The organism is Streptomyces sp. NPDC041784, from assembly GCF_055591025.1.
The window spans coordinates 306,982-323,914 of sequence record NZ_JBVJAB010000009.1; the positions used below are offsets into that span (position 1 = coordinate 306,982).

The following is a 16,933-nucleotide window of genomic DNA, read 5'->3' on the forward strand; positions in this document are numbered from 1 at the left end:
CGGGGTGTCGATCCGGGGGAACGCCGTTCGTGTAGGAGGTGAGAGAACGGCACGACGCCCGAGAGGACGTCACGCACCGAGGAGGACGTCATGCAGCACTACCTGCTCAGCGTGGTCCAGCCGGCCGGCGGTGAGCCGCCGCCCCCCGACGAGCTGGCCGAGATCATGCGCCGGGTCGAGGCCTACAACGACGAACTGCGCGCCGCCGGCGCCTGGGTCTTCGCGGGCGGCCTGCACGGTCCGGAGACCGCCACCATGCTGCGCCCCGAGGACGGCGAGGTGCTGGTCACCGACGGGCCGTACGCCGAGGGCAAGGAGTACCTCGGCGGGCTGTGCCTGATCCGGGCCGCCGACCTGGACGAGGCCCTGGAGTGGGGCCGCAAGGCCGCCCTGGCCACCACCCTCCCCATCGAGGTGCGCCCCTTCGCGGACCAGCACTGATGCCGGACGCCGTCGACGTCGAGGCCGTCTTCCGCGCCGAGTACGGGCGCGCGGTCTCCGTCCTGGTCCGCTTCCTCGGCGACATCGACCTCGCCGAGGAGGCGGTCCAGGACGCCTTCACGACGGCCGTCAAGCGCTGGCCGGAGACCGGGGTGCCGCCGAGTCCGGCCGGGTGGATCATCACCACCGCCCGCAACCGGGCCGTCGACCGGCTGCGCCGCGAGTCCACCCGCGACGCCCGGCACGCCGAGGCCGCCCGGCTGTACGCCCCCGACCCGCCCGTGGAGGAGGGCCCCGTGCGCGACGACCGGCTCCGGCTGATCTTCACCTGCTGCCACCCCGCGCTCGCCCCGCAGGCGCGGGTCGCCCTCACCCTGCGGCTCCTCGGCGGGCTCACCACCGCCCAGATCGCCCGCGCCTTCCTCGTGCCCGAGCCGACCATGGCCCAGAGGCTGGTCCGCGCCAAGGCGAAGATCCGCGACGCCCGCATCCCCTACCGCGTCCCGCGCGACGCCGACCTGCCCGACCGGCTGAAGGGCGTCCTCGCCGTCGTCTACCTGATCTTCAACCAGGGGTACGAGGACGACGCGGGGCTGTGCGCGGAGGCCGTACGGCTCGGCCGGCTCCTCGCCGCTCTGATGCCGGACGAACCCGAGGTCACCGGTCTGCTGGCGCTCATGCTGCTCGTCGAGTCCCGCAGGGCCGCGCGGGTGGACGCCGCCGGCACGCTCGTACCGCTGCCCGAGCAGGACCGCGACCGCTGGGACCGGGAACTGATCACCGAGGGGCAGACGCTCGTCCGGCGCTGTCTGCGCCGGGGCAGGCCGGGGCCGTACCAGATCCAGGCCGCCGTCCAGGCCGTCCACAGCGACGCCCCGACCGCCGACGCCACCGACTGGGGGCAGATCCTGCGGCTCTACGACCAGCTCATGGTCGTGGCGCCGGGCCCGGTGGTCGCCCTGAACCGCGCGGTCGCGGTCGCCGAGGCCGAGGGTCCGCGGTCGGCGCTGGCGCTGCTGGACGGCCTCGACCTCGACGGCTACCACGTCTTCCACGCGGTCCGCGCCGACCTGCTGCGCCGCACGGGCCGTACGGACGAGGCCGTACGGGCCTACGCCGCCGCCCTGGCGCTCGCCGAGAACCCGGCCGAGCGGGCGTACCTCGACCGGCGCAGGCGCTCCCTCGCACGCTGAGCGCCTGACACGTCGAGCACCTGCGCGCCGAGCACCCGCACGCCGAGCGCCTCACACGCTGAGCGCCTCCCGCACCGACCGCTCCGCGTCCCGGCCGCCGTCCCCGGACGATGTGACCCGGCCGGCCTCCAGGACGTAGTACCGCCGTGCCGCCCGCATCGCGAAGCCCACATGCTGCTCCACCAGCAGCACCGAGATCCCGCCCCGCGCCGCCAGGGCCAGGATCGTCTCCTCGATCTCGGCGACCACCGACGGCTGGATGCCCTCGGTCGGCTCGTCCAGCAGCAGGATCCGGGGCTCCGTCACCAGGGCGCGGGCGATGGCCAGTTGCTGCCGCTGCCCGCCGGAGAGCAGACCCGCCCGCCGCCCGGAGAGCGCCCTGAGCGCCGGGAACAGGTCCAGCGCCTCGGCGACCGCGGCCCTGCCCCGCCTGCGGCCGTCCGCGACCAGCTGGAGGTTCTCGGCGGTGGTCAGGTGCGGGAACGCCTGTTGGCCCTGCGGGACGTACGCCATGCCGCGCGCCACGCGCTCGTGCGGCTTGCGCCGGGTGATGTCCTCGCCGTCGAGGCGGACGGTGCCGCCGGTGGGCGTGAGCAGCCCGACGGCGGCCCGCAGCAGTGTGCTCTTGCCCGCGCCGTTGTGTCCGAGCACCGCCGCGACGCCGTCGGCCGGCACCGCGACCGAGACGCCGTGCAGGACCGTGCTGCGGTGGTAGCCGACCCGGACGTCCTCGATCTCCAGCATCACGCCTCCCGCACGGCCATGTCACCGGTGTCCTCGGTGGCCGCGTGCCCGAGGTACACCTCCTGCACCTTCGGGTCCGCCTGCACCTCGGCCACCGTGCCCTCGCTGAGCACCCGGCCCGCGTGCAGCACGCTGACGCTGCGCGCGAAGGACCGCATGAAGTCCATGTCGTGCTCGATGACGACGACCGTGCGCTCGTCGCTGATCCGCCGCAGCAGCTCGCCGGTGGCCTGCCGCTCGTCGTGGCTCATCCCGGCCACCGGCTCGTCGAGCAGCAGCAGCCGGACGTCCTGCACGAGCAGCATGCCGATCTCCAGCCACTGCTTCTGCCCGTGCGCGAGAGTCCCGGCGGGGGAGTCGGCCAGCTCGGTGAGCCCGACCGTCTCCAGCGCCTTCGAGACCTCCGCCGGGACGGTCCTGCGGCGCCGCAGCATGGTCCAGGCACCGCGGCCCGCGCCCGCCGCGATGTCCAGGTTCTGAAGGACCGTCAGCTCCTCGAAGACGGTGGCGGTCTGGAACGTCCGCCCGACGCCCGACCGGGCGATCCGGTGCACACTGCGCCCCAGCAGCTCCTCGCCGCCGAACCGTACCGAGCCCCGCGCCCGCACCAGGCCGGTGACGGCGTCCACCAGGGTCGTCTTGCCGGCGCCGTTGGGCCCGATGAGGAACCGCAGATCGCCCGCGCGCACGTCGAGGTCGACCCCGTCCACGGCCGTGAACCCGTCGAAGGAGACCCGCAGTCCCCGTATCTCCAGCCCGCTCATGCCGCCTCTCCCATCGGAACGACGGCCGTCTTCCTCGGGGCCGCGGCCCTGCGCCGCCGTACCGCCTTCGCCAGCGAGGCGAGGCCGCCGGGCAGGAAGGCCAGCGCCACGACGAACAGCAGGCCCTGGAAGTACGTCCAGGCCGCCGGGAACTCCTCCGACAGCGCGGTCTTCGCCCAGGCGACCGCGATCGCCCCGAGCACGGCCCCGACCAGACTCGCGCGTCCGCCGACCGCCGCGCCGATCACGAACTCGATCGACGGGACGATCCCGATCAGCGCGGGCGAGATGATCCCGACGGCCGGCACGAACAGCGCGCCCGCCAGGCCCGCCATGCCGGCGGCGACCACGTACGCGACGAGCTTGACGTTGGCCGGGTCGTACCCGAGGAAGCGCACCCGCTCCTCCGAGTCCCGCACGGCGACCAGGAGTTCGCCGTACCGGCTGTTGATCAGCTGGCGGGCGAGGGCGATCAGCAGGAGCAGGGCGGCGGCGATGACGAAGTACACCATCCGCTGGTTGACCGGGTCGTCGAGGGCGTAGCCGAAGAAGCCCTGGATGTCGGTGAGTCCGTTGGTGCCGCCGGTGGTGGCCTGCTGGCCGACCAGCCAGATCGCGAAGGCCGAGGCGAGGGCCTGGGAGAGGATCGCGAAGTAGGCGCCCTTGACCCGGCGGCGGAAGACGAACAGGCCGAGCAGCGCGGCCACGGCCATCGGCAGCAGCACGGTCGCCGCCAGCGCGAACAGCGGGTTGGCGAACGGCTGCCACCACCAGGGGAGTTCGGTGGCGGTGCCGTACAGCTGCATGAAGTCGGGCAGGTTGCCGGGGCCCGCGTCGGCGAGCTTCAGGTGCATCGCCATGGCGTAGCCGCCGAGCCCGAAGAACACGCCCTGGCCGAGGGTCAGCAGTCCGCCGCGGCCCCAGGCCAGACAGATGCCGACGGCGACCATGGCCATGCACAGGTACTTGGCGAGCAGCCCGAGGCGGAAGTCGGACAGGAGGACCGGGGCGACGGCGAAGAGCAGGACCGCGCCCCCGGCGAAGCCCGCCCACGCGGTACGTCCCTTGAGAACGTTCATACGAGACTCCTCGTCCGCAGCGTGTACAGCCCCTGGGGCCGCCACTGGAGGAACGCGACGATGGCGACCAGGACCAGCACCTTGGCCACGGAGACGGTGGTGGAGTACTCCAGCACCGCCTGGAGCACGCCCAGCACGAAGGCGACGATCACACTGCCCCGGAGCCGTCCGATCCCGCCGACCACGATCACCAGGAAGGCGTCGATGATCACGTTGGTGCCCATCGTCGGCCCGATCGGACCGACCAGGGTGAGCGCCACCCCGGCGACGCCCGCGAGCCCCGAGCCGATGAAGAACGCGGTGCGGTCGACCCGGGAGGTGGAGATGCCGGACACCTCGGCGAGATCGCGGTTCTGGACGACCGCCCGGATCCGGCGGCCCAGCGGGGTCAGCCGCAGGGTCAGCGACAGCGCGACCACGGCCACGACCGCCAGGCCCAGGATGAACAGCCGGCTGGTGGCGAAGGTGAGCGGATCGGCGCCGCCGATCACGGTGATGTTCCCGGTGAGCGCGTCCGGTGCCCGGGTCTGCACGTTCGGCGCGCCGAAAATGTCCCGGGCGAGTTGCTGGAGCATCAAGGAGACACCCCAGGTGACGAGAAGCGTGTCCAGCGGCCGGAGATACAGACGGCGAATCAGCAGCCATTCCAGTAGCGCGCCGAGCGCCCCCGACACGAGAAATGCGACGGGAAGTGCGACGAGCAGCGAAATTCCCGCGCTCGAAATGGACTTCTGCAGGACGTACGTCGTGTAGGCGCCCGCCATGATGAACTCGCCGTGGGCCATGTTGATGACGTTCATCTGGCCGAAGGTGAGCGACAGGCCGAGCGCGATGAGCAGCAGGACGGCACCGATCGAGATGCCGGTGAAGGTCTGACCGAGGATCACGGTCATACGGCGGCTCCGATGGGGAGGCGGGGGACCCGCGGCGGACGCGGGTCCCCGTACGACGGGCGGTCAGGACAGGCCGGCGGCCCAGGAGTAGCCCTTGAGGAACGGGTCGGGTTTGACGGGTTCGCCGGAGTTCCACACCTCGGTGATCAGGCCGTCGGTGCCGATCTTCCCGATGCGCGCGGTCTTGTAGATGTGCTGGGAGGCGCCGTCCACGGTGACCTTGCCCTCGGGTGCGTCGAAGGTGATGCCGTCGGAGGCGGCCTTCACCTTCTCCGGGTCGAAGGACTTGGCCTTCTCGACCATCGCCTTCCACAGGTAGACCGAGGTGTACGCGGCCTCCATCGGGTCACTGGTCGGCTTGTCCTCGCCGTACTTCGCCTTGTACGCCTTCACGAACTTCTCGTTCGCCGCTCCCGGGGTGGTCTGGTAGTAGTTCCACGCCGTCAACTGGCCGGCCAGGTACTGCGATCCGATCGACTTGACCTCCTCCTCGGCGATCGACACCGAGACGACCGGCATGGTCTTCGCGGTCAGGCCCGCGGACTTGTACTCCTTGAAGAAGGCCACGTTGGAGTCGCCGTTGAGGGTGTTGAAGACGGCGTCCGCCTTCGACGCCTTCACCTTGTTGGCGATCGTGCTGAACTCCGTGGAGCCCAGCGGCGCGTAGTCCTCGCCGAGGATCGTCATGCCGTTGGCCTCGGCGTACGCCCTGATCTCCTTGTTGGCGGTGCGCGGGAAGACGTAGTCGCTGCCGACCAGGTAGATCTTCTTCTTCCCCTGGCTCTTGAGGTAGTCGAGCGCCGGGACGATCTGCTGGTTGGTGGTCGCCCCCGTGTAGAAGATGTACGGCGACTCCTCCAGGCCCTCGTACTGCACGGGGTAGAAGAGCAGCGACCGGTTCTTCTCGAAGACCGGCTTGACGGCCTTGCGGCTGGCGGAGGTCCAGCAGCCGAAGGTGGCCGCGACCTGGTCCTCCTTGATGAGCTTGGCCGCCTTCTCGGCGAACGTCGGCCAGTCGGAGGCGCCGTCCTCGGAGACCGGCTCGATCTTCTTGCCGAGCACGCCGCCGGAGGCGTTGATCTCGTCGACGGCCAGCAGCAGCGAGTCGCGTACGGTCACCTCGCTGATCGCCATCGTGCCGGAGAGCGAGTTGAGCAGACCGACCTTGACCGTGTCGCCGCTGACGTCGATCTTCGCGGCGCGGTCGGACGACGAGCCGGCCGCGTCGGTCTTGGCGCCGCAGGCGGAGAGCGCGACGACGGCCGCGAGCGCGGCACCGCCGGCCAGGAAACGGCGGCGGAGAATGGGTGAACCGCTGGACAAGACAACCCCCTCGGGTGTGGAGGAGACAACCTCCTGAAGTGCGGTCCACAGCCTCAAGTCGCCCTGTTTCCATGGTGTTTCACAGGACTTTCCCGGAGGGAACAAAAAACGCCCCGAGGCGTTGTGACATGTGTTCAAACCTGGTCGACGGTCTGAATTCACAATTCGCCCGAGGCATTCTAATTACTTTCCGTGGGAAGTATCTTGGCGGCCTCGGAGGCTGTCAAGGGCGGGAGTCGTGAAGATCCAGCTCGGTGAGCACGTCGAAGTCCAGCCCGTCCGCACGGGCCAGATAGATGCGCTGGCGGACATGGCCGCCCCGCAGTCGCAGCAGCCCGCGCGGCCCCTCGTACGACACCGTGTCCGCCGCCGCGCCGATCGCCGCCACGTCCACCGTCCCCGCCTGCCGCAGCAGGGCGGCGAGCAACAGGACGCCCTCGTAACAGGATTCGCCGAGACTGCCCGGGGCCGGCGCCTCGATGCCGAAACGGCCGGCGTACCGGCCGTGGAAGTCGAGCGTGTCCGCGGTGGCGAGCGAAGCGAAGAAGCCGGCGGTGCTGTAGAGATCCGCGGTCGCCGAGGGGCCGCTCGCCAGCAGCATGTTCTCGTCCATCAGGGTGCTCAGCCGCAGACAGCGGGCGTCCAGCCCGTGGGCGGCGAACGCCCGGTTGAAGCGCACCGCGTCGCTGCCGACCAGCAGCAGGAGCACCGCGTCCGCGTCCGAGCGCTCGATCCGCCGCAGCACCGGCCCGAAGTCGTGCGTGCCCAGCGGCAGATACACCTCGCCGCCGATCCGGCCGCCCGCCTCACGGGCGTACGCGTGCGCCGCCCGGGCCGTGCGCCGGGGCCACACGTAGTCGTTGCCCACCACGAACCACCGGCGAACCCGCCGCTCGCGCGCCAACAGCAGCATGGCGGGGCGGAGTTGGTCACGCGGCGTCTCGCTGGTCAGGAACACCCCCGCGGTGTGCTCGCCGCCCTCGTACAGCGCGGTGTAGACGTACGGCACCCGGTGGGCGACCCTCGGGGCCAGCGCCTGCCGCACCGAGGAGATGTGCCAGCCCGTGACGCCCTGGACCACCCCCAGGTCCACCAGCGCCTCGACCTGGCCGGCGACCTCGCGCGGCGACGCGCCCCCGTCGACCGGCACCAGCCGCAGCTCCCGGCCGAGCACCCCGCCCGCCCGGTTGACCTCGTCCACCGCCAGCCGCGCGCACAGTTCGCAGGCCGGCCCGAAGATCCCGGCAGGCCCCTGCATCGGGAAGACCAGGGCCACGCCGAGCGCCGACGCGTCGGCCGTGAACCAGTCGGAGGCGGGGGAGTCGTGCCGGACCATGACGTCATGCTTGCGGGTCCGCCCGGCGAACTCCAGTGCGTCTCCTACGATGGACGCACCCCGTGACCTAGGAGCGGATGCCTGGATGCCCACCTCCTCGACTCCTCGCAGACCGCACGACCTGATGCGGCTCCTCACCCGGGCCGAGCGGCTGGCCGCGCGCCGGCTCCAGTCCGCCCTGGAGGAGGAGGGCTGCTCGCTGGACGCCTGGCGGGTGCTCGCGGTGCTCTCCGACGGCTCGGGGCACCACATGTCGGCGATCGCCGAGGCCGCGTTCCTGCCGGCGCCGACCCTGACCAAGCTGGTCGACCAGCTCGTCGACCAGAACCTCGTCCACCGCCGGGTCGACCCGCTCGACCGGCGCCGCATCCTCGTGTACCTCACCCCGCGCGGCCAGGACCACTGGCGCCGCGTCGACCGCGCCGTACGGGCCGCCTGGCCGGCCGAGGGCGTGGGCGAGGAGGAGCTGCTGGGCGCCCTGCTGGACCGCCTCGCCACGACCCTGGACGAGTCCACGCGCGTGTGACCGGGTGGCCGCGGACATTGCCCCGCGTGTGGCCCGATCCTGCCGATCGTGACCGTGGCCGGCCTCGACGAGGCCATCGACTTCGTCAACGACCGCGACAAGCCGCTCGCCCTGTACGTCTTCTCCGAGTCGGACGACACCCGGGCCAGGATCGCCGCGGAGACGTCCTCCGGAGGCCTCGGACACGGTCTGCCGCTCGCCCATCTCACCGTCTCCGACCTGCCGTTCGGCGGCGTGGGGGCGAGCGGGACGGGCAGCTACCACGGGCGGTACTCGATCGAGACCTTCAGCCACCGCAAGGCGGTGCTGGCCAAGCCCCTCGGCTGACCGGGCGGGCGCGGGGGAGAGGTTCGCCGCCGGTCGCCGACGGTGTGTCAGACTCCGCCGATGACCCCCGAAACGATCACCGCGGACGCCGCGGGCACCTGGCGACTCGGCGACCTGACCGTTCACCGCATCGGCTTCGGCGCGATGCGGTTGACGGGCAGCGCCGCCTTCGACCTCGGCACGCCGAGCGACCGGAACCGGTCGCTCGCCGTTCTGCGCAGGGCCGTCGACCTCGGCGTGAACCACATCGACACGGCCGCCTTCTACTTCTCGGCCCTGCGGTCGGCCAATGAACTCATCAACAGCGCGCTCGCCCCGTACCCGGACGACCTGCTCATCGCCACCAAGGTCGGCCCCTTCCGGGACTGGGCCGGCCGGTGGGGCACCTCCGCCCGCCCCGAGGACCTGCGCGGCCACGTCGAGGAGAACCTGCGCCAGCTCGGCCGCGACCATCTGGACCTCGTCTACCTGCGCCGGATGCGACAGGACTCGATCGCCGAGCACTTCGGCGCCCTCGCCGAGCTGCGGCAGGCGGGCCTGATCCGTCACCTCGGCGTCTCCGACGTCGAACCCCGCCACCTCGCCGAGGCGCGGGCCATCGCCCCGGTGGTGAGCGTGCAGAACCGCTACGGGCTCGGTCACCACACTCCCGCGACCGAGGAGCTCGTGAGGGTCTGCGGCGAACAGGGGATCGCCTTCGTCCCGTTCTTCGCCATCGCAGGCGACGGCGGCGCCCAGGGCGCGACGACCGCCCACGACGAGGAAGTGCTCGCCGTCGCCCGTGCCCATCGCACGACTCCGGCCGCGATCCGGCTCGCCTGGACCCTGGCCCAGGGACCGCACGTTCTGGCCATCCCCGGCACCGGAAACCCCGTGCACCTGGAGGAGAACGTGGCGGCCGGGGCGCTGCGGCTCACTCGGGACGAGCTGGCACGGCTGAACACGGCCCACCGGCAGGCCGGTTGAGGGGGGCGCGGGGCGGCAGGCTATTCGTACATACATGCGCAGAACCGTTCCGGTGTGCCGCTCCAGTGGCATTTCGCACCATCAGTAACTGATCGGCTTATGTGAGGATTACGTGAAGAGTGGGGTGGTTATATTCAGGCCACGTCCGGATGGCGGCATCCGGTTACTCCAAAGGGGGAAGACGTGGACCGGTCACGTCTGGAGGCGTCGATCAGCCGTGCTCTGGCCGGCCGGGCGGTCAACCGCCCGCTGGTCGCGGAGATCGACCGGAACTGGGAGACATTCACCGACTGCTTCACCGAACTCGTCGACGCCGTCGACCGGTTGGTGGCCGAAACCGCGGGTGCGGGGGCGGCGCACGGCGCCGATCCCGACCAGGCACTCGCCGTCGTGGAGGCGTGGCGCAGGCCCGCCGCGGACGGCGGCCCCGACCGGCTCGACCGGCTGACCGAGCGGATCCGGCAGACCGAGGGGCACCTCGGCGCCGTACGTTCCCGGGTCGAGCGCGACACGGTCAACGTCGGAGTCGTGGGCCGCACCAGGGCGGGCAAGAGCACCGTGCTGCGGGCCGCCAGCGGACTGGACGGCACGGTCCTGCCCTCACACGAGAACAACCCGACCACCGCGTCGCGCAGTTGGATCCACCACCGGCCCGGCCACGCCGAGGCGCTGGTCACGCTGCGGACCTGGGACGAGTTCGTGGAGCAGTACCTGGCACCGCTGCACGTCTCCGCGCAGCTGCCGGCCGGCCCGCCCCGGGACCCCGAGGCCTTCCGCATCCATCCCTATCCGCAGCCGGGCGACGGCGGCTCGCCCGCCGACGAGTACAGCGCGGTCGCCCTGCCCTACCTCAGGAAGCTGATCCAGGCGCAGGCCTCCCTCGACGAATACCTGCCCCTGCTGGCCCGGCGCGGCGAGGGCGAGCGGATCGTCGTCCCCCTCAAGGAGCTGGCCCCGTACCTCAGTTACCCGAACGGACAGGGCGACCGGGACGCCACGCCCCGGCTGTACCACGCGGTGCGCGACATCCATGTGCACTGCGACTTCCCGCAGGTGGACACCACCGCGATGGTCCTCGTCGACCTGCCCGGCGCCGGGGAGGCCGGCCTCGACGTCCAGCAGCACTTCCTGCGCGACCTCACCCACGAGGTCGACTTCCTGCTCCATGTGAAGCGGGGCGCGCCCAACACGGCCTTCTTCGCCCAGGAGGACTTCTCGGATCTGCACCTCGCCCAACTGGCGTGCGGTGACGTGCCGTTGTCGGACTTCGCGACGGTGGTGGTCAACCCGGACGTCACCCTGTCCCCGGAGGCGGCCCGCAACGTGCTGGAGACCGCGCGTGCCGCGGTCGCCAACTACGGGGTGCGCACCGTGGAGTGCCCCTTGGGCGCCACGCCCGAGTCGGCGGAGGCCGCCGTGCGCGAGCTGCTGCTGCCGGTGGTCCTCGGGCATCTCGCCGAGCGGCTCGCCGAGATGGACCGCGCGATGCTCGACGGACTGCGGCGCCGCGTCTCCGAAGTGACCCGCGAGGCCCTGGTGTTCGCCGCGGAGGTGGCCGCGGCGGCTGAGCGCTGGCAGCTGGGCGTGCCGGACGAGGCCGACCGGTTGCAGAGCCTCGCGGACCGCCTCTGCGACGAACTCGCCGACGAACTCGCCGTGGTGTACGAGGAGTACGACGGCATGGTGGCCCGCGGCGAGCACATCCCGCAGATCGAGGCGGCGGTCGACGAGGCGGCCGAGCGGGTGCGCGGCTGGGTGCGCGGCGGGTTCGACTCCGCCGACGAGGCCGACTGGCGGGCCCGCACCAGGAACGGGATGTACTGGCGGGCCGGCGCGATGGGGGACTGGTGGTTCAACCGGGCCCGCACCAAGCTGACGGAGGAGTTCGGCGGCGTGGACGCCTCGGTCGACCGCGCGGTCACGCTGCTCTGGCAGCGGATGGCCGACGCGCTGCGGACCCGGCTCACCGAGGCCGTCGTACCTGTGGACGACCGGCCGCTGGAGGTGCTGCTGCGACGGGTGGAGCGCGTGCCGGCGCCGGTCCTGAAGAAGGCGCTGGAGGATTTCACCGGACTGCGCACGGACTACGGCAGCCTCTTCCTGCGCGTCGGCAGCCCCGTCGTGCAGGAGGTCCGCAACGTGACTGGCCGCCCCCTGCCGCCGGCCCAGGCGGCACAGCACCCGGCACAGCACCCGGCCGGGCCCGGGAACGCAGACGACGACGAGCGGCAGCCGCCGCCGGGCAGCCGGGCGGGCTGGTTCCAGCCGCCGGCCTCCCCGCACCCCGGGCAGCAGTCGGCCTCCGCCCAGCCTGGGCAGCCCGGGCAGCAGCCGCCCGCCTCGCCGCAGGATCCGCCCGCGGGCGGGGGCGGTTACGCGGCCGGGGCCACGGCGAGCATGGAGCAGCTCCACCACGAACTGATCACCACGGTCGAGATCGCGGTGAGCGATTTGGAGGGCAAACTGCACACCGAGGCCCTCGCGATGGTCCGGGTGCTGGCCGCCGCGGCCTACCAGTTCTTCGCCGCCGCCACCGGCACACCCGGCGTGGAACGCGAGTGGCGACGGGTGTGCCGCGCCGAGCAACGGACAATCTGGCCCGGCGAGTTCGACGGTGCGCAGGCCGCGCTCTCCGAGTCGGTGAGCCTGCTGCTCAAGCGTGCCGACGAGGTCAGGACCGGCGGCGCCGAACTGGCGACGGCCGTCGGCGCGCCGCTGCCCGGCCGGAACACCGGACCCGGGCAGGGCTGATCCTTGACCGGATCCCCGCCGAGCTGGCCGGACGTCGCGGCCTTCGACAAGGCGGTGCAGCAGTCGGCCTTCCCGCCCGGCGGCCGGCTCGGCGAGGCCGTCGTGGAGCGGCGCGGCGGCCTGCCGCGCCGGATGGAGGGGGCCAACGCCGTGGCCTACGTCCTGGCCACCCCGGGTGGCGCGCTCGTCCTGCGGTGCTTCAAGAACAAGCCCACCCCGGCCCTGCGCCGACGCTACGAGGCACTGGAGAAGCGGGCGGCCCGCGCGGGCGGCGCCGACGCGGGCGAACCGTGGATCCTCGCCGACACCGAATGGCTGGAGGAGGCCGTGCGCATCCACGACCGCTGGTGGCCCGCGGTCGTCATGGAGCACATCGCGGGCGAGAGCCTGCGCGCCCACCTCGAGGAACGCGTCGGCGAGCGCGAGGAGCTCACGCTCCTGGCCGGCCGGTGGCGCGGGGTGCTCGCGCGGCTCGACGACCACGGCCTGGCCCACGGCGACCTCCAGCACGACAACATCAGGATCGCGGACGGCGGCCGGATCCGCCTCATCGACCTGGACGCCGTCTGGGCGGCGGAACTCTCCGGAGAGCCGCCCCAGGAGTCCGGGCACCCCCACTTCCAGCACCCCGAGCGGCTGCGGGCCGGCCACTGGGACCGGGCCGTCGACCATTTCTCGGCCCTCGTCATCCAGGTGTCCATCCTCGCGCTCGCCGTGGATCCCGGCCTGTGGGACGACTTCCACAACGAGGACAACCTCCTCTTCACGGCGGCGGACTTCGCCCGGCCGATGGCCGCACCGCTGTGGTTCCGCCTCGCCGCCAGCCGCAGCGTGGAGGTGAGAAGACTGACCGCGCTGCTGGACGACGCCTGCCGCGGCACGCTGAGCGAGGTGCCGTCGTTCCGCGTGCTCGACGTTCCCGAGCCGCCGGTGCCGTCCGCCGGGCGCCCGCTCACGCTGCACTTGCCGCCGATCACGCCAATCACACCGATCACGCCGGCCGGGCAGCCGGTCGCTCTGCACGGGCCGCCCGTACCGCCTGTGCCGCTGGTACCGCCCTTGCCGTCGGTGCCGTCGGTGCCCTCCGTACCGACGGCCTCGCAGCCGGTCCCGGCCCCGGAGGCCGCGGACCGGCCCGTCCGCGTGGCGGCCCCCGGGCCGGGCCGCGTACGGACGCCGTCCCGGCCACGCCGGTCGGGGGAGCCCGTGCCCTTCGTGCCTTCCCGGCTGCCGTCCCGGCGCGGCATCCCGCCCGTGCGGACGATCGTGATCGGCGCCGGGGTGCTGCTGCTCCTGCTGATCATCGCCCTGGTGCTCGGAGTCGTGCGGTGACCGGGACGCGGGGCCGGCCGCCCGGTCCGGTCACGTGGTCCCGCGCCGGGACCGTCGTCCTGCTGGTCGCGTTGGCCGCCGCCCTGCTGGCCGCCGTACTCCCCGGCGGAGGCGGCGGCCCCGCGCCGGAGCGGACCATGGTCGCCCAACTGCCCCAGAGGCCGAAGTCGTCGGACCTCGACAGGATCTCGGAGCGGGCCCGGCAGGCGGGCGCGCGGCTCGTGATCGTGACGCCTCCGGCGCCCTCGTCCGCCATCCCCTATCGGCAGGGGGCGTGGACCCCCGACGCCGCGCTCGTCCGGGGGATCGCCGCCATGCGGCCGCCCGCCGTCGTCGACCTCGCCGGGCCGGCGGATCCGGGCGCGGTGGCCGGGCGCCAGCCCAGGGCGGTGGAGGTGGTGGACGAGGACGGTGCCGTGCTGCGGGCCGCCGAGGAGCCACGGGGCCGGGAGGACACGCCCACCCTGCGCGTCCTGGGCCTCGTCGCCGTGGGCCTGCTCGTCATCCCCACGGCCCGGGCACTGCGCGGGGTCGGCGGCCTGACGACACCGGCGCAGTCAGGTACGTCCACACACGGACCAGGTACGTCCACGTACGAACCAGGCACGCCCGCGCACCCATCAGGCACGTCCACGTACGAACCCTTCACGTCGTCCGAACCGCCGCCGGACCCGGCGGATCAGCCGGACCCGCCGACCGGCGCCCACGCCGCACGGACACCCGAGGCCGCGCCCGCCGCCGCACCCGACACCCCCTCCCCGCCCCCGGCTGCCGTACCCCACCCGCCCGACCCCGCCCCACCACCCCCCGCCTTCGACATCCTCGCCTTCGAGGCCACGCTCACCGGCCCCGAAACCGGCCCCCAGTGCCCCAGATGCGGCTCCTTCGACCTCGCACGGACGCCGGCGCGCCACCCCCGCAGCGCCGGGGTGTGCGCCCGGTGCGAGCGGACCTGGCAGCTGGACGCGCACGGCCGCCCGCCCCAACTCCTTCTCGAACCGGACTACTTCACCCCGCGACCCTGGGGGGACGGAGGCGACTCATGAACCACACCACCCGTGTCGACCGTCGGCATCCGGCGTGCTTCATCCTGCTGCTGGACCAGTCGTACTCCATGTCCGCCCCCATGCTGGGCGCCGGTGGCCGGTCCAAGGCCGAGGCCCTCGCCCACTCCACCAACCGGCTGCTGATGCAACTCGTCCAGCGGTGCGTGGTGGACGACAAGGGGCCCCGGCACTACTTCGACATCGCCCTCATCGGCTACTCGGACCGGGTCAGGCCCCTGCTGAAGAACGGCGACGGATTCGCCAACCCGATGGTCTCCTCGCCCCAGTTGGCGGACTCGTTCCTGCGGATCCACGACGAGCCCGACGGCCAGTCCTGGCCCGTCTGGCTGGAACCGCTCGCCGACGGCCAGACGATGATGTGCGCCGCCCTCGACCTGGCACACGACTTCGCCGCCGGCTGGGTGGCCGCGCACCAGGACTCCCCGGCGCCCGTCGTCATCAACATCACCGACGGCGAGGCGACCGACGGCACCCTGGACGATCTCGCCCAGCGCGTCGACCGGCTGGTGGCGCTGCGGACCACCGACGGGCCCCTCAGCATGTTCAACGTGGCCGTCGCCGCACAGGCGGCCGAACCCGTTCTCTTCCCCAGTGACCCGGCCGGCCTGCCCGACCGCTACACGGTCGGGCTGTTCCACACCTCGTCCGTGCTGACGACCCGCATGCTGGAGTACGCGAGGACGGACGCCGAACGGTACGGACAGCCACGCCCCGAGGAGGGCGCACGCGGATTCGTGTGCAACGCCGACCTCGCCGCCGTCGTCAAGGCGCTGAACGTCGGTACGTGGTGAACGCCTTCGAGCGGAGCGGACCCACGCCGGGTTCGACGGCGTCCGCCGGCACCGGCGTGGACGTCCACGTGTACCACGTGCCCGCGACCCCGGAGTGGCCGCAGGACTGGCGGGACGCGGTGGCCGTCACGGGCGACCGGCGGGCCTTCGCCCTCTGCGACGGTGCCAGCTCCGCCTACCGGGCGGGCCCGTGGGGCCGGCTGCTGGCGGAGGAGTACATCACCGAGTGCCCCGACCACTCCCGCGAGTCCCTGGTGGCCTGGGCCGAGCGCTGCCGCGCGAAGTGGAGCGCACGGGAGACCGAGCGGAAGAAGGGGCGCGCGGCGGCCGCCGCGGTCCCGGGCGCCGACGGTCAGGACGCGCACCGCAGGCCCCGGGACTTCTGGCTGGACGACGTCGAGGCCAGGGGTGTGGCCCGGGCGACCTTCCTCGGGATGCGACTGCGTCCGGCGGTCGAGGGCTGGAGCTTCGAGGCCGTGGCGGTCGGCGACACCTGTCTGCTCCACCTCCGGGGGGACACGCTGGTGCGCGCCTTCCCCCTCGACGACGGCGCGCTGTTCGGGTCGCATCCCGACCTCCTCGGCTCCGACGAGCGCCTGACCGCCGACCGGATCCACCACTACAGCGGCCGGCTCGACCGGCACGACGTCGTCCTGCTGGTCACCGACGCCCTGGCCGAGGCCCTGCTGACCCACGGCTGCGCCCGTTCCGGCGCCGGCGCAGGCCCGGACGCTTCCGCCTGGTGGCGGGCCGTCCGGCGGCTGGACGAGGGTTCCTTCGAGCGCCTGGTGACGGGGCTGCGCGCGGCCCGGATGATCCAGACGGACGACACGACGATGATCAGGATCCGCCCGCGGAGCGACGGCTGAGCCCCGGGCGGGCCGGAGGGGATCGGGGTTCTCGGCGGAGGATTGGCATGCCGTACGTTTTACGTATAACCTCTCCCGTCAATCGCCCCTGCGCAAGGCTCCCCCAAGGCTCCCGGAAGGCCCCGATGTCACGCATCGCCCTGGTCACCCTCGTCGTCGACGACTACGACGAGGCGATCCGCTTCTACACCGAGGCGCTCGGATTCGGGCTCGTCGAGGACGAGCCGCGACCCGACGGCTCCCGGTGGGTCGTCGTACGGCCCAGCACCCACCAGGAGGGCACCGGCCTGCTGCTCGCCCGCGTCAAGGACGACGCCCAGCGCGCCCGGATCGGCGACCAGACCGGCGGCCGGGTCGGCTTCTTCCTGCACACCGGGGACTTCGCCGGCGACCACGCCCGGATGCTCGCCGCGGGCGTGACCTTCCTGGAGGAGCCCCGCCACGAGCCCTACGGCTCCGTCGCCGTCTTCCAGGACCTGTACGGAAACCGCTGGGACCTGCTCCAGCCCGCCACCGCCTGAGAACCACTGC

The 16,933-nt window shown here is 72.6% G+C and carries 16 protein-coding genes and 1 pseudogene; 11 read left to right on the forward strand and 6 right to left on the reverse strand.

Annotation, left to right across the window (positions count from 1 at the left end):
- Window positions 1-90 precede the first annotated feature (90 nt).
- Together ACZ6D7_RS21725 and ACZ6D7_RS21730 are read left to right on the forward strand one after the other, a co-directional pair.
- Complete coding sequence (locus tag ACZ6D7_RS21725) at window positions 91-441, forward strand: YciI family protein (RefSeq protein ID WP_469492854.1); 351 nt, start codon at window positions 91-93, stop codon at window positions 439-441.
- The gene (locus ACZ6D7_RS21730; RefSeq protein ID WP_469492857.1) at window positions 441-1,634 is read left to right on the forward strand and encodes an RNA polymerase sigma factor; all 1,194 of its coding nucleotides are present in this window, start codon (window positions 441-443) and stop codon (window positions 1,632-1,634) included. Before ACZ6D7_RS21725 ends, ACZ6D7_RS21730 begins: the two co-directional genes overlap by 1 nt.
- 51 nt (window positions 1,635-1,685) lie before the next feature.
- Here ACZ6D7_RS21730 and urtE read toward each other — a convergent pair whose 3' ends face one another.
- The 6 genes from urtE to ACZ6D7_RS21760 all read right to left on the reverse strand — a co-directional run bounded on the left by urtE (window position 1,686) and on the right by ACZ6D7_RS21760 (window position 7,773).
- Complete coding sequence (gene urtE / locus ACZ6D7_RS21735) at window positions 1,686-2,378, reverse strand: urea ABC transporter ATP-binding subunit UrtE (RefSeq protein ID WP_469492859.1); 693 nt, start codon at window positions 2,376-2,378, stop codon at window positions 1,686-1,688.
- A complete protein-coding gene (gene urtD / locus ACZ6D7_RS21740; protein WP_469492862.1) occupies window positions 2,378-3,142 on the reverse strand; it encodes an urea ABC transporter ATP-binding protein UrtD in 765 nt (254 codons plus the stop codon). Before urtD ends, urtE begins: the two co-directional genes overlap by 1 nt.
- The gene (gene urtC / locus ACZ6D7_RS21745) at window positions 3,139-4,221 is read right to left on the reverse strand and encodes an urea ABC transporter permease subunit UrtC (RefSeq protein WP_469492864.1); all 1,083 of its coding nucleotides are present in this window, start codon (window positions 4,219-4,221) and stop codon (window positions 3,139-3,141) included. Before urtC ends, urtD begins: the two co-directional genes overlap by 4 nt.
- On the reverse strand, window positions 4,218-5,114 hold the full coding sequence (gene urtB / locus ACZ6D7_RS21750; protein ID WP_469492866.1) for an urea ABC transporter permease subunit UrtB: 897 nt from the start codon (window positions 5,112-5,114) through the stop codon (window positions 4,218-4,220). Before urtB ends, urtC begins: the two co-directional genes overlap by 4 nt.
- A 63-nt stretch (window positions 5,115-5,177) precedes the next feature.
- Window positions 5,178-6,437, reverse strand: a complete 1,260-nt coding sequence (gene urtA / locus ACZ6D7_RS21755) for an urea ABC transporter substrate-binding protein (protein ID WP_469492869.1) — start codon at window positions 6,435-6,437, stop codon at window positions 5,178-5,180.
- Between the two features lie 223 nt (window positions 6,438-6,660).
- Window positions 6,661-7,773: a substrate-binding domain-containing protein gene (locus ACZ6D7_RS21760; protein ID WP_469492871.1), complete on the reverse strand. Its 1,113-nt coding sequence runs from the start codon at window positions 7,771-7,773 to the stop codon at window positions 6,661-6,663.
- Window positions 7,774-7,858: 85 nt separating this feature from the next.
- Here ACZ6D7_RS21760 and ACZ6D7_RS21765 point away from each other — a divergent pair, with 85 nt between their 5' ends.
- The 9 genes and pseudogenes from ACZ6D7_RS21765 (at window position 7,859) to ACZ6D7_RS21805 (ending at window position 16,923) form a co-directional block, all read left to right on the forward strand.
- Window positions 7,859-8,299 (forward strand): MarR family winged helix-turn-helix transcriptional regulator, encoded by a 441-nt coding sequence (locus tag ACZ6D7_RS21765; RefSeq protein ID WP_469492874.1) that lies wholly within the window; start codon window positions 7,859-7,861, stop codon window positions 8,297-8,299.
- A 30-nt stretch (window positions 8,300-8,329) separates the two neighbouring features.
- Window positions 8,330-8,626: pseudogene (locus ACZ6D7_RS21770) on the forward strand (aldehyde dehydrogenase family protein); the annotation flags it as partial.
- 60 nt (window positions 8,627-8,686) lie between these two features.
- Complete coding sequence (locus ACZ6D7_RS21775) at window positions 8,687-9,592, forward strand: aldo/keto reductase (protein ID WP_469492876.1); 906 nt, start codon at window positions 8,687-8,689, stop codon at window positions 9,590-9,592.
- 183 nt (window positions 9,593-9,775) lie between these two features.
- Window positions 9,776-12,343, forward strand: coding sequence for a hypothetical protein (locus tag ACZ6D7_RS21780; protein ID WP_469492878.1), 2,568 nt, complete (start codon window positions 9,776-9,778; stop codon window positions 12,341-12,343).
- A 3-nt stretch (window positions 12,344-12,346) separates the two neighbouring features.
- On the forward strand, window positions 12,347-13,675 hold the full coding sequence (locus ACZ6D7_RS21785) for a protein kinase domain-containing protein (RefSeq protein WP_469492880.1): 1,329 nt from the start codon (window positions 12,347-12,349) through the stop codon (window positions 13,673-13,675).
- Window positions 13,672-14,721: a hypothetical protein gene (locus ACZ6D7_RS21790; protein ID WP_469492883.1), complete on the forward strand. Its 1,050-nt coding sequence runs from the start codon at window positions 13,672-13,674 to the stop codon at window positions 14,719-14,721. Before ACZ6D7_RS21785 ends, ACZ6D7_RS21790 begins: the two co-directional genes overlap by 4 nt.
- The gene (locus ACZ6D7_RS21795) at window positions 14,718-15,533 is read left to right on the forward strand and encodes a vWA domain-containing protein (RefSeq protein ID WP_469492885.1); all 816 of its coding nucleotides are present in this window, start codon (window positions 14,718-14,720) and stop codon (window positions 15,531-15,533) included. Before ACZ6D7_RS21790 ends, ACZ6D7_RS21795 begins: the two co-directional genes overlap by 4 nt.
- Window positions 15,527-16,402, forward strand: a complete 876-nt coding sequence (locus ACZ6D7_RS21800) for a hypothetical protein (protein ID WP_469492888.1) — start codon at window positions 15,527-15,529, stop codon at window positions 16,400-16,402. The genes ACZ6D7_RS21795 and ACZ6D7_RS21800 overlap by 7 nt, the downstream gene beginning before the upstream one ends.
- A 125-nt stretch (window positions 16,403-16,527) precedes the next feature.
- A complete protein-coding gene (locus ACZ6D7_RS21805) occupies window positions 16,528-16,923 on the forward strand; it encodes a VOC family protein (protein ID WP_469492891.1) in 396 nt (131 codons plus the stop codon).
- Window positions 16,924-16,933: the final 10 nt, after the last annotated feature.

Coding starts and splice junctions, on each gene's coding strand:
- ACZ6D7_RS21760 (WP_469492871.1), bottom strand. CDS start 7,773: ATGGTCCGGCACGACTCCCCCGCCTCCGACTGGTTCACGGCCGACGCG.
- urtE (WP_469492859.1), bottom strand. CDS start 2,378: ATGCTGGAGATCGAGGACGTCCGGGTCGGCTACCACCGCAGCACGGTC.
- ACZ6D7_RS21775 (WP_469492876.1), top strand. CDS start 8,687: ATGACCCCCGAAACGATCACCGCGGACGCCGCGGGCACCTGGCGACTC.
- ACZ6D7_RS21805 (WP_469492891.1), top strand. CDS start 16,528: ATGTCACGCATCGCCCTGGTCACCCTCGTCGTCGACGACTACGACGAG.
- urtC (WP_469492864.1), bottom strand. CDS start 4,221: ATGAACGTTCTCAAGGGACGTACCGCGTGGGCGGGCTTCGCCGGGGGC.
- urtB (WP_469492866.1), bottom strand. CDS start 5,114: ATGACCGTGATCCTCGGTCAGACCTTCACCGGCATCTCGATCGGTGCC.
- ACZ6D7_RS21795 (WP_469492885.1), top strand. CDS start 14,718: ATGAACCACACCACCCGTGTCGACCGTCGGCATCCGGCGTGCTTCATC.
- ACZ6D7_RS21765 (WP_469492874.1), top strand. CDS start 7,859: ATGCCCACCTCCTCGACTCCTCGCAGACCGCACGACCTGATGCGGCTC.
- ACZ6D7_RS21730 (WP_469492857.1), top strand. CDS start 441: ATGCCGGACGCCGTCGACGTCGAGGCCGTCTTCCGCGCCGAGTACGGG.
- urtD (WP_469492862.1), bottom strand. CDS start 3,142: ATGAGCGGGCTGGAGATACGGGGACTGCGGGTCTCCTTCGACGGGTTC.
- ACZ6D7_RS21725 (WP_469492854.1), top strand. CDS start 91: ATGCAGCACTACCTGCTCAGCGTGGTCCAGCCGGCCGGCGGTGAGCCG.